This is a genomic window from Kitasatospora paranensis, from assembly GCF_039544005.1.
Taxonomy (GTDB): domain Bacteria; phylum Actinomycetota; class Actinomycetes; order Streptomycetales; family Streptomycetaceae; genus Kitasatospora; species Kitasatospora paranensis.
Genome location: NZ_BAABKV010000001.1, coordinates 2,433,109 through 2,454,722, shown reverse-complemented (window position 1 = coordinate 2,454,722; position 21,614 = coordinate 2,433,109). Strand labels below are relative to the sequence as shown.

Annotated in this window: 17 protein-coding genes and 3 pseudogenes; 12 read left to right on the top strand and 8 right to left on the bottom strand. The window is 74.2% G+C overall.

Translation table 11 applies throughout. The annotated features are described in order from the left end of the window. Positions 1–16: 16 nt before the first annotated feature. The gene (gene glgX / locus ABEB13_RS12110; RefSeq protein ID WP_345705516.1) at positions 17–2,128 is read right to left on the bottom strand and encodes a glycogen debranching protein GlgX; all 2,112 of its coding nucleotides are present in this window, start codon (positions 2,126–2,128) and stop codon (positions 17–19) included. 404 nt (positions 2,129–2,532) lie between these two features. Here glgX and ABEB13_RS12105 point away from each other — a divergent pair, with 404 nt between their 5' ends. From ABEB13_RS12105 to ABEB13_RS12095, 3 genes are all read left to right on the top strand, one after another. Then, positions 2,533–3,801: an SAV2148 family HEPN domain-containing protein gene (locus ABEB13_RS12105; RefSeq protein ID WP_345705515.1), complete on the top strand. Its 1,269-nt coding sequence runs from the start codon at positions 2,533–2,535 to the stop codon at positions 3,799–3,801. 328 nt (positions 3,802–4,129) lie between these two features. After that, positions 4,130–5,407 carry an iron uptake transporter deferrochelatase/peroxidase subunit gene (gene efeB, locus ABEB13_RS12100; RefSeq protein ID WP_345705514.1) on the top strand — a complete coding sequence of 426 codons (1,278 nt, stop codon included), beginning with the start codon at positions 4,130–4,132 and terminating at the stop codon, positions 5,405–5,407. A 208-nt stretch (positions 5,408–5,615) separates the two neighbouring features. After that, positions 5,616–6,350: an exonuclease domain-containing protein gene (locus ABEB13_RS12095; RefSeq protein ID WP_345705513.1), complete on the top strand. Its 735-nt coding sequence runs from the start codon at positions 5,616–5,618 to the stop codon at positions 6,348–6,350. A 43-nt stretch (positions 6,351–6,393) separates the two neighbouring features. Here the strand turns inward: ABEB13_RS12095 and ABEB13_RS12090 are convergent, their stop codons facing one another. From ABEB13_RS12090 to ABEB13_RS12080, 3 genes and pseudogenes are all read right to left on the bottom strand, one after another. After that, positions 6,394–7,302 (bottom strand): polysaccharide deacetylase family protein, encoded by a 909-nt coding sequence (locus ABEB13_RS12090; RefSeq protein ID WP_345705512.1) that lies wholly within the window; start codon positions 7,300–7,302, stop codon positions 6,394–6,396. 185 nt (positions 7,303–7,487) lie between these two features. Then, positions 7,488–8,379, bottom strand: a pseudogene (locus ABEB13_RS12085) (phosphotransferase). Between the two features lie 109 nt (positions 8,380–8,488). Next, a complete protein-coding gene (locus ABEB13_RS12080) occupies positions 8,489–10,726 on the bottom strand; it encodes an MMPL family transporter (protein WP_345709641.1) in 2,238 nt (745 codons plus the stop codon). A 497-nt stretch (positions 10,727–11,223) separates the two neighbouring features. Here ABEB13_RS12080 and ABEB13_RS12075 point away from each other — a divergent pair. From ABEB13_RS12075 to ABEB13_RS12050, 6 genes and pseudogenes are all read left to right on the top strand, one after another. Beyond that, positions 11,224–13,382 (top strand): annotated as a pseudogene (locus ABEB13_RS12075) (MMPL family transporter). A gap of 287 nt (positions 13,383–13,669) precedes the next feature. Further along, positions 13,670–13,873 carry a cold-shock protein gene (locus tag ABEB13_RS12070; RefSeq protein ID WP_100890772.1) on the top strand — a complete coding sequence of 68 codons (204 nt, stop codon included), beginning with the start codon at positions 13,670–13,672 and terminating at the stop codon, positions 13,871–13,873. Positions 13,874–14,081: 208 nt separating this feature from the next. Next, complete coding sequence (locus ABEB13_RS12065) at positions 14,082–15,758, top strand: DEAD/DEAH box helicase (protein WP_345705511.1); 1,677 nt, start codon at positions 14,082–14,084, stop codon at positions 15,756–15,758. A 215-nt stretch (positions 15,759–15,973) separates the two neighbouring features. After that, on the top strand, positions 15,974–16,294 hold the full coding sequence (locus ABEB13_RS12060; RefSeq protein WP_345705510.1) for a hypothetical protein: 321 nt from the start codon (positions 15,974–15,976) through the stop codon (positions 16,292–16,294). Further along, the gene (locus tag ABEB13_RS12055) at positions 16,294–17,229 is read left to right on the top strand and encodes a WXG100 family type VII secretion target (protein WP_345705509.1); all 936 of its coding nucleotides are present in this window, start codon (positions 16,294–16,296) and stop codon (positions 17,227–17,229) included. Before ABEB13_RS12060 ends, ABEB13_RS12055 begins: the two co-directional genes overlap by 1 nt. A gap of 14 nt (positions 17,230–17,243) precedes the next feature. Then, on the top strand, positions 17,244–17,837 hold the full coding sequence (locus ABEB13_RS12050) for a hypothetical protein (protein WP_345705508.1): 594 nt from the start codon (positions 17,244–17,246) through the stop codon (positions 17,835–17,837). 25 nt (positions 17,838–17,862) lie between these two features. Here ABEB13_RS12050 and ABEB13_RS12045 read toward each other — a convergent pair whose 3' ends face one another. Then, positions 17,863–18,621: a helix-turn-helix transcriptional regulator gene (locus tag ABEB13_RS12045; RefSeq protein WP_417466425.1), complete on the bottom strand. Its 759-nt coding sequence runs from the start codon at positions 18,619–18,621 to the stop codon at positions 17,863–17,865. Positions 18,622–18,811: 190 nt separating this feature from the next. On the opposite strand from ABEB13_RS12045, the gene ABEB13_RS12040 reads away from it, so the two are divergent. Continuing rightward, complete coding sequence (locus ABEB13_RS12040; protein ID WP_345705506.1) at positions 18,812–19,339, top strand: hypothetical protein; 528 nt, start codon at positions 18,812–18,814, stop codon at positions 19,337–19,339. A 51-nt stretch (positions 19,340–19,390) separates the two neighbouring features. Here the strand turns inward: ABEB13_RS12040 and ABEB13_RS12035 are convergent, their stop codons facing one another. Next, positions 19,391–19,612: a nuclear transport factor 2 family protein gene (locus ABEB13_RS12035; protein WP_345705505.1), complete on the bottom strand. Its 222-nt coding sequence runs from the start codon at positions 19,610–19,612 to the stop codon at positions 19,391–19,393. Between the two features lie 25 nt (positions 19,613–19,637). On the opposite strand from ABEB13_RS12035, the gene ABEB13_RS12030 reads away from it, so the two are divergent. Beyond that, on the top strand, positions 19,638–19,814 hold the full coding sequence (locus ABEB13_RS12030; RefSeq protein ID WP_345705504.1) for a hypothetical protein: 177 nt from the start codon (positions 19,638–19,640) through the stop codon (positions 19,812–19,814). Between the two features lie 130 nt (positions 19,815–19,944). Beyond that, a complete protein-coding gene (locus ABEB13_RS12025) occupies positions 19,945–20,517 on the top strand; it encodes a TetR/AcrR family transcriptional regulator (protein WP_345705503.1) in 573 nt (190 codons plus the stop codon). A gap of 112 nt (positions 20,518–20,629) precedes the next feature. On the opposite strand, the gene ABEB13_RS12020 is transcribed toward ABEB13_RS12025, so the two are convergent. Both ABEB13_RS12020 and ABEB13_RS12015 read right to left on the bottom strand, forming a co-directional pair. After that, the gene (locus ABEB13_RS12020; RefSeq protein WP_345710005.1) at positions 20,630–20,878 is read right to left on the bottom strand and encodes a LysR substrate-binding domain-containing protein; all 249 of its coding nucleotides are present in this window, start codon (positions 20,876–20,878) and stop codon (positions 20,630–20,632) included. A gap of 176 nt (positions 20,879–21,054) precedes the next feature. Next, positions 21,055–21,576 (bottom strand): annotated as a pseudogene (locus ABEB13_RS12015) (LysR family transcriptional regulator); the annotation flags it as partial. Positions 21,577–21,614: the final 38 nt, after the last annotated feature.

Here is a 21,614-nt window from a genome sequence, read left to right as displayed (position 1 = left end):
CACCGCCCGGGCGGCGTCAGGCGGGCCTCTGGAGCACCATCAGCGAGCGGTCGGCCAGCCAGAGGGCGTCACCGGCCTTGACCCGGGTGCCGGTGCCGCGCGGCGGCAGCACGGGGAGCGTGGTGTCGACGACGATCTGCCAGGCCTCGCCGTGGTCGGCGGGGACGCCGAACTCCAGTGGCTCCGAGTGGGCGTTGAACATCAGCAGGAAGGAGTCGTCGACGATCTTGCCGCCGCGTCTGTCCGGCTCGGAGATCGCGTGCCCGTTCAGGAACACCGTCAGCGACTTGGCGTAGCTGGTCGACCAGTCCTTCTCGGTCATCTCCTCGCCGCCCGGCGTGAACCAGGCGATGTCGGTGAGGTCGTCGTGGGTGCCGGAGACCGGCCGGCCGTGGAAGAACCGGCGGCGCCGGAACACCGGGTGGTCCCGGCGGAGCCAGATCATGCCCTGGGTGAACTCCAGCAGCTCGCAGCTCGCCCCGGCGGGCCACTGCACCCAGGTCAGCTCGTTGTCCTGGCAGTAGGCGTTGTTGTTGCCCTGCTGGGTGCGGCCGAGCTCGTCGCCGTGCGCCAGCATCGGCACGCCCTGGGAGAGCATCAGGGTGGCGATGAAGTTGCGCTGCTGCCGGGCGCGCAGCTCGACCACCGCCGGGTCGGCGCTCTCGCCCTCGGCGCCGCAGTTCCACGAGCGGTTGTGCGACTCGCCGTCGCGGTTCTCCTCGTGGTTGGCGGTGTTGTGCTTGTCGTTGTACGAGACCAGGTCGCGCAGGGTGAAGCCGTCGTGGCAGGTGACGAAGTTGATCGAGGCGATCGGGCGCCGGCCGTCGTCCTGGTACAGGTCGGAGGAGCCGGTCAGCCGGGAGCCGAACTCGGCGAGGGTGGCGTTCTCGCCGCGCCACAGGTCGCGGACGGTGTCCCGGTACATGCCGTTCCACTCCGTCCACAGCGGAGGGAAGTTGCCGACCTGGTAGCCGCCCTCGCCCAAGTCCCACGGCTCGGCGATCAGCTTGGCCTGGGAGACCACCGGGTCCTGCTGGACGAGGTCGAAGAACGAGGACAGCCGGTCCACCTCGTGGAACTGCCGTGCCAGCGTCGCCGCGAGGTCGAAGCGGAAGCCGTCGACGTGCATCTCGGTGACCCAGTAGCGCAGCGAATCCATGATCATCTGGAGCACGTGCGGACTGCGCATCAGCAGGCTGTTGCCGGTGCCCGTGGTGTCCTCGTAGAAGCGGCGGTCCTTCGCCAGCCGGTAGTACGAGGCGTTGTCCAGCCCGCGGAACGACAGCGTCGGCCCCAGGTGGTTGCCCTCGGCGGTGTGGTTGTAGACCACGTCCAGGATCACCTCGATCCCGGCCGCGTGCAGCGCCTTCACCATCGACTTGAACTCCTGCACCTGCTGCCCGCGGTCGCCCGTCGAGGAGTAGGAGGAGTGCGGGGCGAAGAACCCGATGGTGTTGTAGCCCCAGTAGTTGGACAGCCCGAGATCCCGCAGCCGGTGGTCCCGGACGAACTGGTGCACCGGCATCAGCTCGATCGCCGTCACGCCGAGCTTCGCCAGGTGCTCGATCAGCGCCGGGTGCGCCACCCCCGCGTACGTCCCGCGGATCTCCTCCGGGATGCCCGGGTGCAGCTTGGTCAGGCCCTTCACGTGGGCCTCGTACAGCACCGTGCGGTGGTAGTCGGTGCGCGGCGGGCGGTCCGTGCCCCAGTCGAAGTACGGGTTGATCACCACCGAGTGCATGGTGTGCGGCGCCGAGTCCAGGTCGTTGCGGCGCTCCGGCGCCCCGAAGTGGTACCCGTACACCGACTCGTCCCAGTCGATGTCGCCGCTCATCGCCTTGGCGTACGGGTCCAGCAGCAGCTTGGCGCTGTTGTGGCGCTGGCCGAGGCCGGGGTTGTGCGGGCCGTGCACGCGGAAGCCGTACCGCTGGCCCGGCTGGACGCCGGGCAGGTAGGCGTGCCGGACGAAGGCGTCCGTCTCGCGCAGCTCGATCGCCGTCTCCGAGCCGTCCTCGTCGAGCAGGCACAGCTCGATCCGGTCGGCGCTCTCGGAGAAGACGGCGAAGTTGGTGCCGGCCCCGTCGTACGTGGCGCCGAGCGGGTAGGGCTGCCCTGGCCAGACCTGCATAAGACCTCAACTTCCCTCAAAGCAACGGGAACCGGCGTCCCCTCGCACATGCCCGGCCCGGCGCCGGTCCATGTGCGGTCGTGTCCGTACCGTGACGCACGGCACACGTCGCATCCTCCCCGCCCCCTGCCCGCCGACCGAACCCATTCACCTGTTGTTCGCCCGAACGGGTGTCCGCGAGCCGAAAACCGGGCGCTCGGACCCTGCCGTCCGACCCGCCCGCGCCATTGTTGTGCCGTCAACAGGCTGCGTCCCGGCCGGGCCGGGCAGTACTCTTGATCGTCGGTGGGGCACACCTCCGGCCCCCGTGCGGCGACAGGCCGGGCCCGCCCCGCCATGGTTGAGAACCTGTCAGTGGACGGACCGTCGCCGCGCGTGGGCTACGGCCGAGAGTGAGGTAGTGCATGGGGTTCCCCGCCGACGGCCGGGGCGACGGCTTCGACGGGCCGGAGCCGGGCCGCAGCGAGGCCCCGACCGTCGTCATGCGCTCCGGCCCGCCCGGCCGCACCACCGGCCCCGGCCACCCCGGGCCGCCCGACGGCGCCCCGCTCGCCTGGTCGGCCGGCGAATGGGACCTCGCCTACCGGCGCGTCCGGCTCACCGGCCGCGCCTACGTCTGGCTCAACCTCGTCGAGCAGCGCATGCGCGCCCTCGTCGACGAGGCGCTGCGCCCCGTCTACGCGCCCGCCCACGGCGAGGACTGGGTCACCGCCGCGGCCGGCCCGGCCGGCGAGGAGTGGGTGCTGCGGGCCGGCGCCGTCCGCGAGGTCAGCCGCCGCAAGGGCTACCTGCTCGACCCCGCCGACGACGACCCGCTGGTCTTCCTCACCCTGCCCCAGCTGCGCGAGCTCATGGTCCAGCACTGGCCGTGCTTCGAGCCGTACGTCGTCGACCGGCGCGAGCTCGAGCTCGCCCTCGACGAGCTGGAGGTCGCCCGGCACGTCGTCTCCCGCAACCGCAGCCTCTCCCAGACCGTCCTCGACCAGACCGAGCGCGCCGCGGCCCGGCTGCTCGGCCTGCTCGACGGCGGTGGCGGCGGCGTGCCCGCCGACGTCGTCGAGGAACTCGTCGCCGGCCGCTACGCCGACGTCGTGGCGGTGCACGCGGACCGGGTCCGGCTGCAGCGCGAGCTGCCCGTCGAGGACCTGCTCGACGGGGCCCGCCGGCTGGACGCGGTCGGCATCGGCCTCGGCATGCTCTGCCAGAACTACACCGGCAAGCGGCTCGTCCGGCTGGCCACCGAGGGCTGCCGGGTCCGGCTGCTGTTCCTCAACCCGGCCAGCAGCGCCGTCCGCCGCCGCGAGCGCGAACTCGGCATCGGCCGCGGCGAGCTCGCCCGCTCCATCGAGATGAACATCATGCACGCCCGGCGGGTGCGGGCCCGGCTGCGCGACCCCGGTGGCTTCGAGATCAGGGTCTCCGACGAGATGCCCCGCTTCACCGCGTACCTGGTGGAGGGGCCGCGGATCCCCGGCCAGACCGGCGGCCGCCGCCGCTCGGGGGACATCGGCATCGTCCAGCCGTACCTGCGGCGCGCCCGCGGCATCGAGTCCCCGGCGCTGGTCCTGCGCGGCGGCGCCGGGCAGGCGCCCGGCGGCACCGAGCCGGGGCTGCTGGAGGTCTACCGCGAGGAGTTCGAGGGCTCCTGGGCGGACTCCCGCGCGGTGTCCTGACCGGCCGTCCGGCCGTCCGGCTGCTCGGTCCTCCGGCCGGCCGCCCGCCCGGGCGCCGGCGCACGGCCAGTCGGCGCACCGCGGCGACCCGTGCGGGTGGTCCGGCGCCGGCCCGCCCGGCCCGGCACCCGCCGCCAAGTCCCCTCCCGCGAAAGCCGGTTCGCGGCTGCGGCCGGGTCGTCCGGGCCGGCCCCCGGGCCCGCCGGACGGCCCGGCCGGCGGCACGGTTGACGTGGACGCGGAGCGTCCGGCGGCGGCACCCTCCGACGCGCCCGCCCGACGCTCCCGCCGTCCCGACCGACCAAGCCGAGACCCCGGAGTCCGCCCGATGCCCAGCCAGCCCATAGCCACCGGCTCCTGCCCCTTCCCGCACACCGCGCCCGCCGAGCCCGGCGACGCCCGGCCCGGGGCCGACCGGCGCAGCTTCGTCAGGGCGGCCCTGGCCGCGGGCGCCGCCGGGGGAGCCGTCCTCGCCGGCGCCCGGCCGGCCGCCGCGGCCGCCCCGCGGACCGACCGGGCCGCGCACGGCGCCGTGCCCTTCCACGGCGCCCACCAGGCCGGCATCACCACCCCCGCGCAGGGCTACGCCACCGTCGCGGCCTTCGACGTCACCGCTGCCGACCGGACCGGCCTGGAGCAGCTGCTGCGCACCCTCACCGACCGGATCCGGTTCCTGACCGCGGGCGGTGACGCACCGGGCGGCGACAGCGGACTGCTCGGCCCGGTCGTCCCGGCCGACAACCTCACCGTCACGGTCGGCGTCGGCGCCTCGCTCTTCGACGACCGCTACGGGCTCGCCGAGCTCCGGCCCGCCCGGCTGACCCCGATGCGGACCTTCCCCAACGACGCCCTCCAGGACGCCGAACTGCACGGCGACCTCTCGCTGCAGATCTGCGCCGACAGCCAGGACACCGTGCTGCACGCCCTGCGCGACCTCGTGCGGGCCGCCGACGGCGCGCTGCGGGTGCGCTGGCGGGTCGACGGCTTCCAGAACGGGGCCCGGCCCGACGGCGCCCAGCGCAACCTGCTCGGCTTCAAGGACGGCATCGTCAACCCCGACACCACCTCGGACCGCCTGATGGACAGCCTGGTCTGGGTCCGGGCGGACGGCGGCGAGCCCGCCTGGACGGCCGGCGGCAGCTACCAGGTGCTGCGCATCATCCGGATGAGGGTCGAGGCCTGGGACGGGGTCACCGCCGCCGGACAGGAGCGGATGATCGGCCGACACAAGGACAGCGGCGCCCCGCTCGGGGGCCGGTCCGAGACCGACCCGCCGGCCTACGCCAAGGACCCGGACGGCGCCGTCATCGCCCTCGACGCGCACATCCGGCTGGCCAACCCGCGGACGGCCGCGACGGCCGACTCGCGGATCCTGCGACGCGGCTTCAACTACGACCGGGGCGTCGACGGTTCCGGCCGGCTCGACATGGGCCTGCTGTTCTGCTGCTACCAGCAGGACGTGGCGCGGCAGTTCGAGGCCGTGCAGACCCGGCTCGCGAACGAGCCGCTGGCCGACTTCCTGGCGCCCGTGGGCGGCGGCTACTTCTTCGCCCTGCCCGGTGTGCGCGACGACTCCGACTGGCTGGGCCGGGCGCTGCTCGGCTGAACCGGCGTCCACTGCCGTCCCCTCGCCCCGTACCGCCTCCCCCGTCCCCGACAGCCCCGCCGGTGCCCCGCCCGGCGGGGCTGTCACAGGTGCAGGCGATGATGGTCCCCGTCATGCCAGCAGCGACGGAAGGACAGGCAGATGACGCGACGCAGGAGGCGGCCGACCGCATCCGCCCGCCACGCCGGCACCGGGCGGGGGCGCCGCGATGAGCTGGCTCGGCGCGACCCTGCTGGCCTTCGACCTGGAGACGACCGGCACGGACATCGAGCACGACCGGATCGTCACCGCGGCCCTGGTCCGGCTGGAGCCGGACGGCACCGTCTCCGCCGAGCGGCACTGGCTGGTCGACCCGGGCATACCGATCCCCGCCGAGGCCAGCGCCATCCACGGCATCTCCACCGAGCAGGCCCGGGGCGGCGTGCCGGCCCGCGAGGCCGTCGAGGAGATCACCCGGGCGATCGCCGAGGCCCTGGCCGGTGGCGTGCCGCTGGTGATCATGAATGCCCGCTACGACCTGTCGCTGCTCGACCGCGAGTGCCGCCGGCACGGGGTCCTCCCGCTCTCCGCCCGGGTCGGCGGCGCACCGGCGCCGGTCATCGACCCGCTCGTCCTCGACAAGCACGCGGACCGCTACCGCCGGGGCAAGCGCAACCTGCAGGCCCTGTGCGAGCACTACGGGGTCGTGCTGGCCGACGCCCACGAGGCCGGCGCGGACGCCGTCGCGGCCGCCCGCGTGGCCCGCCGGGTCGGCGAGGCCTTCCCCGCCGTCGGCGCCGTCCGGCTCGCCGACCTGCACGCGCTCCAGATCCGGGCCGCGGCCGAGCAGGCCGCCTCCTTCCAGCAGTACCTGCGCCGCACCTCGGATCCGCAGGCCTCGATAGACCCCGCCTGGCCGGTCGTGCCGTACGGCGCCGGCGATCCGCTCGCGGCGGCCGGCTGACGGTGCGGGCCGGCCACGGGGGCCCGGCGGGTCCGCGGGCGGGTCAGCCGCCCGCGGGGAAGTCGAAGGTGTAGCCCTGGGCGACCAGCCACGGCAGCAGCTGCCGCAGGGCGGCGATGGTCTGGCTGCGGTCGCCGCCGCCGTCGTGCATCAGGACGACGCTGCCGGGGCGCACGTGCTGCTGCACGTTGGCGACGATCGCGGGCACCCCGGGCCGGGACCAGTCGCGCGGGTCGACCGACCAGCCGAGCGAGCGCATGCCGTGGTCGGCCGCGATCTGCTCGTTGTCGGCGCTGAAGTCGCCGCCGGGCGCCCGGAACCACGCGACCTGCGTGCCGGGGCCGCCGGCGTCCACGATCCACTGCTGGGCGTCGGCTATCTCGTGCACCTGGCGATCGTGCGGCTGGGTGTGCATCGGCTGCGGGTGGTCGACGGTGTGGTCGCAGAGCCGGTGGCCCTCGGCGAGGATCCGGCGGACGGCGCCCGGGTCGCGGGTGACCTCGTTGCCGACCTCGCAGAAGGTGGCGTGCGCGTGGTACTCGGCCAGCAGGTCGAGGATCGGGCGGGTGGCCGGGCCGGGCCCGTCGTCGAAGGTCAGCGCGACCGTCCGGCCGCCGCTCGCCGTGGTGCGGATGATGTGGTTCGGCCGACCGGAGGGGCTGCCGGCCGGTGTCGTGACGCCCGCGGAGGGGGAGCCGGCGGTGGAGGTCGGCGCGGCCGGCGCGGTGGTGCCAGGGGAGTCCGGCGCGCCGTCGCCGTCCGAGCCGGTCGGCGCGGTCGCGGTCGCGGTGGGGGAGGGCGTGGCGGAGGCGGTGCGCTGCGCGGGGATCCCGGTGGCCGCCGCCGCGCCGGTGCTGCCGACGGTGCCCCGCGGGGTGACGGCCGCGGCGGTGGTGCGGCCCGCGTCGGCGCTCGTCCGCTGGGCGGGCAGCGATCCGCAGCCGGCGATCACGGCCGGGGTGAGCAGCGCGGCGAGGCCGATGCCGAGGGCGCGCCGGGATCGGGGGTGGGCTTGCGCATGGTGACGACTCCTGACGTCGTACCGGCCGCCCGGGTGGGGGCGCGTGCCGGGGACGACGTCCCGCGGAGAACCGTCGGTTCCGTCGTCTTCGTACGAACGGACGTGGTCCGTGGGTCTCAGAACGGATACCAGCGTACGGAGGTCTCCTCGTCGCGCAAGGAGGCCACCCGGCGGCCGAACTCGGCCGCCGCGGCCGGGTTGCCGGGCACCTGCTGGGCGACCCACGCGGCGCTCGCGGTCTCCCGGGTGCCGCGCAGCACCGCGAAGCCGTCCCAGTCCCGGACGTCCCAGCCGTAGGCGGCGGTGAAGGCCCGGTACTCCTCGGCCGGGACGCCGTAGCGGTCCTGACTGAGGGCCAGCACCACCAGGTCGTGCTCGCGGAGGTCGTCGGCGACGTTCTCCAGGTCGAGCAGGACGGGGCCGGCCGGGCCGACGTGGACGTTGCGCGGGAGGGCGTCGCCGTGCACCGTGCCGGGTGCCAGGTGGGGGTCAGTGCGGCGGCCGCCGTGACGAACCTCTCCCTGCGGGCCCGCAGGAACGCGGCGTCCGCCGGATCGATGTGGCCGTCGGCCGCGGCGAGCCACCGGTCGACCGGGGCGAGCAGGTCACGGCGGCCCAGCGGGGCGGGCGGCGCGGGCGGGGCCGGCAGGGCGTGCAGGGCCCGCAGCAGCGGCGCGAGGTCGGCGGGCCGGGCGGGCCGGACGGCCGGGGGCAGGCGCCGCCAGAAGGTGACCGGGTGTCCCTGGGCGGTCACCGGGTCGGTCAGGTACGGGCGGACGACCGGGACGCCCCGGTCGTCCAGCCAGCCGGCGACGGTCAGCTCGCGGGCGGCGCGCGGGAGCAGATCGGGGCGCGGCCGACCTTGGCCACCACCGCGGGGTCGCCGAGGTCGAGGACGGCGTTCTCGCCGAGGGCGAGCATCCGGGCACCGTCGGGTGCGGGGAGGCCGGCGGTACGGCAGGCCTCGGCCAGCAGGACGCGGGCGCGGGCTTCGTCGAAGGCGGGCATGGGACTCCTCTGGGCGCGTTCCGCACCATCCTGGCGCACCGGCCGCACGCGCGTCGGCCGGGCCCGCAGGTGGCGGGGCCCGGCCGGGCGGGGCGGGCGACGGCCCGGGTCAGACCCGGACGTCGCTCGGGAACGGGCCGTCCGGCAGGTGCAGGCCGGCCGGGTCTGCCGCGGCCGGGGTGACCGGCGGCAGGGGCGCGCCGTGCGACAGGCTCGGCAGCCAGGACAGCCAGCGGGGCAGGTACCAGTTGCGCTCTCCGAGCAGGCTCATCACGGCGGGCAGCAGCACCGCGCGGATCACCGTGGCGTCGATCAGCACCGCCACCGCGAGGCCGACGCCCATCTGCTTCATCGACTGCATGGACAGGGTGCCGAACACCCCGAACACCCCGACCATGATCACAGCCGCGCTGGTGACCACGCCGGCGGTGGAGCGGATGCCGTACGAGACGGCGGCCCGGGTGGCCAGACCCCGGTCGTGGGCCTCCTTGATCCGGGAGACGACGAACACGTGGTAGTCCATGCTCAGGCCGAAGAGGATCACGAACAGGAAGAGCGGCACCCAGGACTCCACCGCGCCCACCCCGGCGGTGCCGAACAGCGAGGCACCCACGCCGTGCTGGAAGACCAGCGCGAGCACGCCGTACGCGGCGCCGACCGAGAGCAGGTTGAGCACCACCGCGGTCAGGGCGATGCCGAGCGAGCGGAACGAGCAGAGCATCAGCAGGAAGGCGAAGGCCACCACGAAGCCGAAGACCGGGATCATCGCGTCGGACATCTGCCGGTTGAAGTCGTGCGACCCCGCGGTGCTGCCCGTGACCGGGGCTTCGGTGCCGGGCACTTTGAGCACCGTGGTGGCGACCACGTCCGTGCGCAGCGCCGTGAGCGCCGCCGTGCTGGCGGCGTCGTTGCCGCTGCCCGCGAGCGGGATGTCGATCACGGCGATGTTCTGCTCCTTGTGCACGGTGACCTGGATCGGCCCGTGCATCCGCCCGGTGGCGAGGGCCTTCGCCTGCAGGTCGGCGATGGCCTGCCGCATGGCGGGGGAGTCGATGGCGGTGGCCTTGACCACCACGGTGGCCGGGGCGGGGCTGCCGGGGAAGGCCGCCTCGATCCGCTTCGAGGTGGCGACCAGGGCGTTGTCGGCGGGCAGCTGCTGCTGGAAGGTCAGGTTGGCGGTGTGCATGGTCAGCATCGGCGCGGCCAGGCCGAGCAGCAGGCCGCCGGCGAGCACGGTGGCGGCGAGCGGACGGCGCAGCACGGGGGTGAGCAGCGCGTTCCAGACCCGGCCGCCCGCCCCGGCCGCGCTGTCGGGCCGGCGCAGCCGGTGCAGCAGCGGCAGCCGGCCCTTCTCCACGCGGTCGCCGAGCATCGACAGCAGGGCGGGCAGCACGGTCAGCGAGCCGAGGACGGCGGTGACCACCACGACGATGGTGGCGAACGACATCGCCTGGAAGTCGGCGATCCCGGTGAGGAACATGCCGGCCATGGCGACCACCACGGTGACGCCGGAGACCAGCACGGCCCGGCCGGAGGTGGCGGCGGCAACCTGCAGGGCGGTGGCGGCGTCGCGCCCGGCGGCGCGCTCCTCGCGTTCGCGGCGCAGGTAGAACAGGCAGTAGTCGACGCCGACGGCCAGGCCGACCAGCAGCATCACCGAACTGGCGTCGTCACTGGTGTGCAGCATCCCGCTGGCGAGGGCGACCAGGCCCCCGGCGGCGATGAAGGCCGTCAGCGCGAGCACCACCGGCAGCACGGCGGCGACCAGGGCGCCGAAGGCGATGAGCAGGATGCCCAGCGCCAGCGGGACGGCCGTCCACTCGGCGCGCTGGAAGTCGTTCTTGAACTGGTCCTGGACCCACTTGCCGGAGCTGGCCTCGCCGAGCTCCTCCACGGTGGTGTCCCGGTGGGCGGCCTGGACGCCGGCGACGGCCGAGAGCACGGCCGGCACGTTGGCCACCGCCTCGTCGCGGTCGGCGCCGACGACGGTGAACTGCAGCAGCGCCGAGTGCCGGTCGGCCGAGACCGCCCCGGTGTCGTACGGGCTGCGGACGTCGGCGGCCTTGCCGGTGGCCCGGACGGCGGCGGCGGTCTGCTCGACCACGGCGCGGAAGGCCGGGTCGTCGGCGGTCGCCGCGGCACTCTGCACGAGCACGGTCTCGCCGGCCGGGGTCTTGATGCCGGCGTCGTCGAGGATCTTCGCGGCCCGGGCGACCTCGCCGGGCATCGACTCGGAGTCGGTGACCTTGGTGCTGCCGTGCACCCCGCCGAGGTAGGCGGCGAGGACGACGAAGAGCAGCCAGCCGAAGACCGCGGTCTTGCGGTGTCTGGCACTCCACGCGCCCATGGCGGCGGCGAGTCCGAGCTTGGGTTTCACGGGATTCCCCCAGGGAGAGCGACGGCCTGCGGCCGCCTGAGCCGGTGCGCCGGGTGCCCTCCGGCGGCACAACCGAGCCTAGGAACGGCGGCTCTGACGAGGAATCGGGCCAGCAGGTGAGTCGACCCTGGGCCTGCCCGGAGGGCGGGGGTGGGGTTGTCCCTACCCCTCGTCTCCTCCTGAGGGTCGGCGCGGCATCCACCCCGAGGGGGAGGCGGATCCACCCAGGGCAGGAGGAAAACCGGTTGTGGCGCAGGTCAGGATGGGACGGGGGTCGCGGTGCGGTCCCCTAGGGGTGTCCGGAACCGGGGTTCCTTGCCGCGCGGCAAGTGGCGTCGCATAGGATGCCTCCACGTCCTTACCTGCCGACCGGCTAGGGGCGGCGATGCCGTCCCCCGCCTGGTCCTGCCGTCGCCCGTCCCCGTCCCCAGGGCTGCGGTGAACCATGCCCAGGAGGCATCACGAGCATGTTCCACCGAATCGGAGACTTCGTCGTCAGGCGGGCCTGGTGGGTGATCGCCGCCTGGGTCGTCGCGGCCATCGCCATCATCGGCACGGCGCCGACGCTGACCGCGCAGACCGACGAGAGCGCCTTCCTCCCGAAGCACTACGAGTCCATCCAGGCCGCCCAGCTCCAGAAGACGGCCTTCCCGGCCAACTTCACCCCGGGCGCGATCGCCATGTTCGAGCGTACCGACGGCGGCAAGCTGGACGACGCGGACAAGGCCACCATCGCCAAGGCGGTGAAGGGCCTGGCCGACAAGCACATCACCTCGGTCGAGACGGTCCTGCCGGTCGGGGCGAAGTCCTACGCCGCCGACGGCAACTTTGCCATGACGCAGATCGCCATCGACCAGAAGGTCCTGCAGAAGCCGGAGTCGGCCGACGCCGCGAAGGGCCTGCGCGACGAGGGCCGGAGGCTCACCGCCGGCACCCCGGTCACCATGAAGCTCGGCGGGCCGGCCGCGATGGCCCTGGACCAGCAGGACTCCTCCCAGCGCGCCAATGCCCTGATCGGCATCGGCACCGTGGTGATCATCCTGCTCACCCTCGGAATCATCTTCCGCAGCCCGATCGTCGCGCTGCTGCCGATCGTGTCGATCGTCGTCTACTCGATGGTCGCCAACGGCCTGATCGCCGACGCCAGCAAGCTGTTCGGGCTCAAATCCGACAGCTCGATGTCGGCGATCCTGGTCGTCGTGCTCTTCGGCGTCGGCACCGACTACTTCCTGTTCCTGATGTTCCGCTACCGCGAGCGGCTGCGGGCCGGTGACGACCGCAAGGCCGCCGTGGCCAACGCGGTCGGCCGGGTCGGCGAGGCGATCGCCTCCGCGGCCGGCGCCGTCGCCGTGGCCTTCGCGGTGCTGGTGCTGTCCAGCCTCGGCATGTTCACGGCGCTCGGCCCGTCGCTGGCCATCGCCGTCCTGGTCACCGCGATCGCCTCGGTCACCCTCGTCCCGGCGATCCTCTCGCTCATCCCCGAGCGTGTGCTGTTCTGGCCGTCCAAGGCCTGGCAGCGCGAGCCAGGCAACGCCCGTTTCGCCGCCGTCGGCCGGTTCGTGCAGCACCGCCCCGCCGTCGCTGTCGTCGGTTCCGGCGCCGTGCTGCTCGCCCTCGCTCTCGCCTCCTTCGGCTATCAGGGCACCTTCGACCTCGCCGGCAGCTCGATGCCGAAGGACAAGGAGTCGATGGTGGTGACCTCGACCCTGATGAAGGGCTTCTCGGCCGGCGCCGCCGACCCGAGCCAGGTCTACCTGACCTCCGCCAAGGACGCCCCGCTCGACCAGTCCGCCCTCGGCGGCTTCCGGACGGCCCTCGCCGGGACCAAGGGCGTCGACCACGTCGACCCCCGGTGCTGAGCAAGGACGGCCGGACGGCTGACTTCGCGGTCGTCCTCAAGGACGCGCCCGCCAGCAACAAGGCGATCGACACCGTCGGCGTGCTGCGCGGCAATGCCCACAGCGCGGCGCCGGACGGCACCAAGGCCTACGTCGGCGGCTCCAGCGCCGTGTACAAGGACATCAACACCGCGATGGCGCACGACTACTCGCTGGTGTTCCCGATCGCCGCGCTGCTGATCATGGTGATCCTCGCCCTGCTGCTGCGCAGCGTGGTGGCGCCCTGGTACCTGATGGCCTCGGTCGGCCTCGGCTTCGGCGCCACCCTCGGTGCCACCACCCTGGTGTTCCAGAACTTCCAGGGCGAGCCGGGCCTGATGTTCATGCTGCCGATCTTCATCTACCTCTTCGTGGTGGCGATCGGCACCGACTACAACATCCTCATGATCGCCCGCCTGCGCGAGGAGGTGAAGGAGGGCCACAGCCCGCGGGCCGCGGCCGGCGAGGCGGTCAAGCACGCCGGTCCGACCGTCGCGGCGGCCGGCTTCATCCTGGCGGCGACCTTCGGCACCATGCTGCTGGCCGGCAACTCGCTCTTCAGCGAGCTGGGCTTCTCCATCGCCTTCGGCATCATCGTGTCGGCGTTCGTGATGGCGATGTTCTTCACCCCGGCGCTGACCGCGCTGCTCGGCCGCGCCGCCTGGTGGCCCGGCCACGGCGACGCCGCCGACCGGCCGGCGCTGAGCCTGGTGCGCGACGGCGAGCCGGAGCCCGCGGCGCGGGTCTGACCGTCGGAGGCGTTCCGCGGGCGGGACAGGGGTTTGCCCCCTGCCCCGCCCGCGGCACCTTCAATCCCGGGTGTGACGAGGCAAACTCTCCCGATCATCACAGGTTCGGTCGTGCTACAGTCGAACCAGTTGCAGTTTTGGTTCCCATGAACGTGAGTGTGCGCCTGCTGGTTCCAACGGCCAGGCGCATTTGTTTTTATCCGGTGTTTTGTCTCCGGATGGGGATCGCGGCTACTCGGGGTCTGCGAGGTGCAGTCCCCTGGTTCCCCCAGAAAGAGGAGACGGTTATGGCTACCGGCACCGTGAAGTGGTTCAACAGCGAAAAGGGCTACGGCTTCATCGAGCAGGACGGCGGCGGCGCCGACGTCTTCGCCCACTACTCGAACATCCAGACCCAGGGCTTCCGTGAGCTCCTCGAGGGCCAGAAGGTCGAGTTCGACGTCACGCAGGGCCAGAAGGGCCCGCAGGCCGAGAACATTCGCCCCATCTGAGTCCGGCTCCACGCCGACTCACAGTGCGAAGCGAGTGAGGGTCCGCACCCCCGGGTGCGGGCCCTCGCCCATTGCCGCCGTACGGCCGGGGCGGCCCCGTATCCACTCCTGACGGCCGATCCTCCTCCCGCGTTCCGCCGGGAGGCAATCCCAGGACCGCAGCCACGGCAGCCCCGTGGCCACCGGCCGATCAGGACGGAGCACCACCTTGACCGATCAGTCACGCCCGCAGCGCGGCTCCCGCCGACCCGACGCCCGCGCCGGTGACAACGCCGGCCGCACCGGCCGCCCCGCGCGCGCAGGCGGCGGCGACCGGTCCCGCAGCCCGCGCCCCGAGCGCACCGGCGGCCCCCGCCGGGCGCCCCGCACCGCGCCGGCCCCCGCCGACCAGGAGTTCACCGTCGTCGAAGGCACCCCGGCCCGCCCGCCGGCGGCCACCTTCGCCGAACTCGAGATGCCGAAGGCGCTGCTCACCGCGCTCACCCGGGAGGGCGTCACCGAGCCCTTCCCGATCCAGTCCGCGACGCTGCCCGACGCCATCGCCGGCCGTGACGTGCTCGGCCGCGGCCGCACCGGCTCCGGCAAGACCCTCGCCTTCGGCCTGCCGCTGATCGCCCGCACCGCCGGCAAGCGCGCCGCCCCGCGCAGCCCGCTCGCCCTCGTCCTCGTCCCCACCCGCGAGCTCGCCCAGCAGGTCACCGAGGCGCTCACCCCGTACGCGAACGCCGTGCAGCTGCGCATCGCGACCGTGGTCGGCGGCATGCCGATCGGCCGCCAGGCCAACCTGGTGCGCCGCGGCGTCGAGGTCCTGGTGGCCACCCCGGGCCGCCTCGACGACCTGATCAACCGCGGTGACGCCCGGCTCGACGACGTGGCGGTCACCGTCCTCGACGAGGCCGACCAGATGGCCGACATGGGCTTCCTGCCGCAGGTCAGCAAGCTGCTGGAGCAGGTCGCCGAGGGCGGCCAGCGGATGCTGTTCTCCGCCACCCTGGACCGCAACATCGACCGGCTGGTGCGGCGCTTCCTGACCGACCCGGTGACCCACTCGGTCGACCCGTCGGCCGGCGCCGTCACCACCATGGACCACCACGTCCTCCAGCTCGACCCCGCGGACAAGGCCTCGGCCACCGCGCACATCGCCTCCCGCGAGGGCCGGGTGATCATGTTCGTGCACACCAAGCACGGCGCCGACCGGCTCGCCAAGCAGCTCCTGGCCACCGGGGTGCGCGCCGCCGCGCTGCACGGCGGCAAGTCCCAGCCGCAGCGCAACCGGGTGCTCGACCAGTTCCGCGACGGCCGGGTCACCGCGCTGATCGCCACCAACGTGGCCGCCCGCGGCATCCACATCGACGGCCTCGACCTGGTCGTCAACGTCGACCCGCCGATCGACCACAAGGACTACCTGCACCGCGGCGGCCGTACCGCCCGCGCCGGCGAGTCCGGCACCGTGGTCACCCTCGTGCTGCCCGAGCAGCGCCGCGAGGTCAACCGCCTGATGGGCACCGCCGGCATCCACCCCACCGTCACCCGGATCCGCCCGGACGACGCCGAGCTGCGCCGCATCACCGGTGCCCGGACGCCCAGCGGCGTCCCGGTGACCATCGTGGTGCCGGAGCCGGCCGAGGCCGCCCCGGCCGCCGCCGCGAAGGCCGGCGCGCCGCGCCGCCGCCCGGGCAAGCGCTCGGCGCTGCCCAAGGACGTGGACGCCAGCGGCAACGCCCGTACCCCGCGCCCCAAGCAGCGGATGGGTCAGGCCGCCGCGGGCGGCAGCCGCACGGCGGCCGGCTTCATCGGCCGGTCCTCCGGCCGCTCCAAGCCGGGCTCCGGGTCGCGGACGGGCGGCAACTACGGCACCGGCCGCCAGCGCCACTCGTTCGACTGACGGACCGTCCGAAGGGGCGCCGGGACCACCAGGTCCCGGCGCCCCTTCGGCGTTTCCGGGCCCGCCCCCGAACCTTCACGGACGCTCACACCGCCCCCTGCGACGCGATCGGACCATGTGTTAGTTTCTTTGTCCGTTCATGGCATTCATATGACCTTGGGTATGCCAAGTCTTTGCGCGTCGCACCGGCGCACACACGGGGGAGAGGGATCATCGTGTCTGGGGAGTACCGCGTCGACCCGGAGGCCCTGCGGAGATTCGCCCGCACCTCCGCCGCCCGATCCGACCGGCTGCGCGCCGTCCGCGCCGACCTCGGCGCCCACCGGCTCCCGCCGCAGGCCTTCGGCAAGCTGCCCGAGGCCGACGAGACCGGCCGCCACTACACCGAGCGCGCCGAGTCCGCCCTCGACAACCTCACCTCCGCCGCCGACACCATGGCCAGGATCGACGACCACGCCCGAGGCCTCGCCCACTCCTACGAGCAGGCCGAGACCGCCACCCAGGACGCCTTCGGCGCCATCGCCAGGGGGCTGTGATGAGCGGACCGATCGGCGGCGCCGTCGACGCCTACACCAAGGTCAACCAGTGGATGAGCCCGATGGGCAGCGTGATCGACGAGATCATGCGCCCCATCGTCGAACCGCTCGCCGAACCCCTCGAATTCGTCACCGGTGATCCCGAGGGGCTCACCGCCGCCGCCGGACTCTGGCGCCGCCAGGCCGCCGCACTCCGCGAGGTCGTCGCCGACCAGCGCCGCGACCGCGCCGGCCTCGCCCACGACTGGCAGGGCGCCGCCGCCGACGCCTTCCAGCGCGAACTCGCCGAGTACGAGACCGCCCTGGAGGACGAGGCCGACGACATGGACGCCACCGCGGAACTCCTCGACGAGGCCGCCGCCGAGAGCCGGATGGCCCAGGACCTCGTCGAGACCGTCATCCGCGAACTCATCGAGTGGGCGCTGATCACCCTCGCCGCCTCCCTCGCCTTCAGCGTCGTCACCGCGGGGATCTCGCTCGCCGCCGAGGCCGCCGCCGCAGCCGCCGAGGGCGGCATCGCCTCCGCCCGCATCGCGAGCCTCGTCGCCAAGCTCGCCCGCGCCCTCAAGAAGATCGAGGACGCCCTCAAGGCCCTCAAGGCCGTCTCCAAGCGACCCCACCTCAACCCCAAGAAGCCCTGGACGTGGAACCGGCCGATCGACGTCCCGGCCTACCTCGCCAAGAAGGGCACCAAGATGATCGGCAAGGCCGCACTGCACGGGATCGGCCTCACCGGCGACCCGGTCGGCCAGACCGTCCAGCAGGCCGTCCAGTCCGGCGCCGGCATCCTCGCCGGCGAGGCGGACGACCGGATCGCCGGCAACCCCGGCCCCAGCACCGCCGCCCGGCAGGCCGCCCGCATCGCCCAGCCCGAACAGCCCCCGGAGCTCAGCCCCGAGGAGCGCCGCCGCCGCTTCGACGAAGCCTTCGGCTGAGAGGGGCGCAGCCCGTGCTGAACCGCGACCGCGACATCGTCACCCCCTTCCTCGACCCCGGCGAGCAGCTGCGCGCCGCCGCCCCCGTCACCCTCGCCCCCGGCATCCCCCACCCGCCCGCCGAGCTCCTCACCGCCCGCACCCCCGGCGCGCTCGAACAGCGCCTCGACCGGCCGTTCCGCCTGCTGCGCCGCGCCTACGGCGTCGTCGACCCGGTCGGCGCCGCCGTCGGTGCCGTCGAGGACCGGGTGATCGACGCCGTCCCCGACGCGGTCTGGCACGGCGAGGGCATGGCCGGCGGCTGGCCGTCCGACGCCGGACGCTTCGTCGCCCGGATGCACGACGAGGGCGCCCACGGCACCGGCACCCTCGCCGTCACCGACCGCCGCGTCCTCGTCACCGTCGACCGCTCCAGGCTCTGGCAGCTCCTCGGCGAGCAGCACGCCCTGCACTGGCAGCTGCCCCGGCACGCCGTCGCGCTGCACCGCAACCCCACCGGCGTCCTTCAGCGCGGCCGCGTCGACCTCCGCTTCGCCGACCGGTCCTGGGCCGCCGTCACCACTCCGCTGCCCGCCGCGGCGGACGAGCTGGCCCGCGCGGCCGCCTGACCGCCGTCGGTCGGGCCGGCGTCGCTCAGGCCGGCGCCGCCCCCGGGACGAGCCGTCCCATCCGTCGCGCGCTCTGCTCGTCGCGGGGGCTGAAGACCACCAGCTGGAAGCCGCCCGGCGCCCGCAGCACCACCTGGTCGATCCGCAGCTCGCCCACCACCTCGTGGCGCAACTCCTTGGCGGTGCCCACCCGTTCGGTCACCTGGTGCTCGTCCAGCCAGCGGTCCGCCTCCGGGAAGGACGCCCGCAGCCGGCGGATCAGCGCCGCCAGCCGCGCCGCCGCCGGGGAGCCCTCGCCGCGCTCGCCGTACGCCGCCCGCAGCTCCGCCAGGGTGCGCCGGGCGTGCCGCTCCCAGTCGACGGTGCGCGCCCGGTGCACCTCGTTGGCGAACACCACCCACGCCAGATTGCACTCGGCGGGCGACCACTGCGAGAACGAGAACAGTGCCTCGGCAGCCGCGTTCCACCCCCGGATGTCCCAGTCCGTGTCGACCAGGAAGGTCGGCGCGGGGGCCTGCGCCCGTACGAGCCGCAGGAGCGCCGGCGGCACCTCGCCCCCCGCCGGCTCGGCCGGCCAGGTGGCGCACCCCGCGAGCCGGAACAGGTAGGCCGTCTCCGCCTCGTCCGGCCGCAGCGTCCGGGCCAGGCCGGACAGCACCTCCGGCGACGGGTTGATGTCCCGGCCCTGTTCCAGCCAGGTGTACCAGGTCACCCCCACCCCCGCCAGCACCGCCAGCTCCTCGCGCCGCAGCCCCGGGGTGCGCCGCCGCACCCCGGGCGCCATGCCCACGTCCTGCGGAGTCAGCCGCGCCCGGCGGTTGCGCAGAAAGCTCGACAGCGCCGAGCGCCGGACCTGCGAGCCTGCTGTGCCCCGGACACCGGCCGCACCCCGGACACCGGTGCGCCGACGGACCGCTTCACCCTGCGTAGGCTGTGACCCGACCACCGCCGCACGACCACGGGGACGGGGACGCATGGACCGCGCCGCCAGGCTCGACCTGCAGGAACACAGCCTGGACGGGCTGCTGACGGTGCTCGGCCTGAGTACCGCGCCCGAACCCGATCCGCGGGTGGACCGGCTCGCCCGGCTCGAACCGCTCTACCCGCAGTACCACCGGATCGGCCACAAGCGGCAGGCCGCGTACCGGGCACTCGCCGCCGACCGGGCCCTGGCCCGCAGCCACGCCGACGCGGTGTACGCGGCGCTCGTCCACGACGACGACCCCAACTCCCCGCGCTGGCTCACCTCCGTCCTGCTCACCGCGGTCGGCCGCCGCCGCCTCCAGGAGCGCCTGCTCGGCACGGTCGCCGTCGGCACGCCCTACCAGCGGGCCTGCGCGGCCGGCGGCTGGCGCTGGGCCGATCCCACGCCCGGGGACGACGCCCGACTGCGGACGGCCTGCGCGGCGGCGGCCGTCGACTGCATCGACCCGTGGGCCCGCGAGCGGTTGACCGCCGCCGCCCGTCCGGACGGCGCGGGGCGGGAGGACGCGGGGCGGTAGGACGCGGGGCCGCCGGGCGGGTCCTCCGTGCGGTCGGCTTTTTCGCCCGCGCTACTCGCCGCCCAGTGCCGCCACCAGCTGCGGCAGGGCGCCGCCGGCCACGGCGAGGGCGAGGTGGTCGTGGAAGTCCCGGCTGCGGACGATCAGGCCGTCGCGGACGGTCAGCACCTGGATGTTGGCGCACTCGAACGTCCGCCCGGTCGTCCGGTGGTGCACCCGGTAGTCCCACTCGGCGACGATCACCTCCGGGTCGCCGGTCTCCCGGATCACCACGTTCGCCGGTGTCAGCTCCAGGGGTGTGCGCGGCGACCGCCGCGAACCGCTCCGCGAGTGCGGCCCGTCCCTCGATGCGGCGCGGGCCGGCCGGCTCGAAGACGGTCTCCACCACGGCGTCCTCGGCGTAGAGCCGGGCGAGCTCGGTGAACCGCCCGGCGGCGATGCCGTCGAGCAGTTCCTCGAAGACCTCGCGCGGTGACAGTGTCTCGGACATGATCAACCCCCGTGGGATGCGTCGCTAGAATCGGACCAGCGAGTCCGTTTCGACGATACGGACTGGCCACTCCGCTTGTCCAGGGGTGGCGCGCGGTCGAGGAAGGGCGAGAGGGATGAGTGGTGCCGGGGAACGCCCGCTGCGGGCGGATGCGGCCCGCAACCGGGCCAGGCTGCTGGACGTCGCCACGGAGGTGTTCACCACCCGCGGCGTCGGGGTGCCGACCGAGGAGATCGCCCGGGCCGCCGGGGTCGGGGTCGGCACGCTCTTCCGGCACTTCCCGACCAAGGAGGCGCTCCTGGAGGCCGTGATGGTGCGCAGGCTGGAGGCGATCGCCGCCCGGACGGCGCTGCTGTCGGCCGAGCCGGACCCGGCCGAGGCCTTCTTCGCCTGCTTCCGCCTGGTGATCGAACAGTCCGCGGGCAAGAACGAGTTCGCCCAGGCGCTGGCCGCGGCGGGCGTGGACGCGCATGCCGCCCTGCAGGAGCCCAGCCAGGTCATCCGGGCCCAGCTGGCCCGGCTGCTGGACGGCGCGCAGCGGGCCGGGGCCGTCCGCAACGAGCTGGGCCTGCCGGAACTGATCGCCCTCCTGGCGGGTACCGGCGCCGCGATGGAGCAGCTCGGCGCCGACCCGGCGGCCCGGGAGCGGATCCTCGACGTGGTCCTCGACGGGCTCCGGCCACGCTGACCGGCAACACCCTTGCCGGACAGGGGGCTTGAGGGACGTCGGAACGGAACCCGGCGCCATCCGGGCCGGTGCCCCCGGTCAGTGGGTCGGTGCGGTCACGCGGTCGGTGCGGTCACGCGGTCGGTGCGGTCACGTGGTCGGGGTGGTGGGCGGCGACATCGTGGGCGGCCCGGACGAAGGCGGCGACGGCCGTGGACCGCGAGGTCTCCGGCCAGGCGACCACGACCGCGCTGGGGCTGAGGCCGGCGACCGGACGGTAGGCGATGTCCGGGCGCTGGTGCCGCTTGGTGGTGGAGAGCGACAGGAACGCCACCGCCTGGCCCAGCGCGACCACCTCCAGGAGTTGCTCGACGCTGGCCACGAGCGGCCCCTCGGGAGCGTCGGCCGGCGCCGCGCCCGCGCGGCCGTCATCCGCTTCCGCCCCGTCACATCCCGTGTAGTAGGCGGTGGCGGAGGGGCGGCCCCTCTCCACCGTGGGATCGGTTCGCCCTCGAGGTCGGCCAGTCGCAGCCGCCGGCGTCCGGCCAGGGGGTGCGCGGCGGGGAGGACGGCCAGTCGCGGCTCGACCACGAGCGTCTGGGAATCCAGCCCCTGATCGTCGAACGGGCTGCGCAGCAGCGCCACGTCGGCACGGCCGTCCCGCAGCATGGCGATCGGCTCCCCGCTGCCGCCGACGACGACCTCGGGCGGCGGCAGATGCGGACCCGCTCCCCGGTAGGCGTCGAGGATCTCCCGCAGCAGCCCGGCATCGCCTTCCGGCTTGACCGCCACGACGAGGTGGGGCGTCGGCTGACCGGCCCGGCGCGCTCGCCGGGCCGCCGCGTGCACCGCGTCGACCGCGATCCGGGCCTGGTCGAGCAGCACCCGACCGGCGTCGGTCAGCCGCACCTGCCGGGTGGTGCGCTCCAGCAGGCGCACGCCGAGCCGGGACTCCACCTGAGCGATCGCCTTCGACAGCGGGGGCTGCGCCATCCCCAGGCGCTGCGCGGCCCGGCTGAAGTTCAGTTCCTCGGCGACCGCGATGAAGTACCTCAGCTCCCGCACTTCCAGCTCACTCATATCTGTGGACTATAGATCCAGAGCCGTCCGGTCTTTCC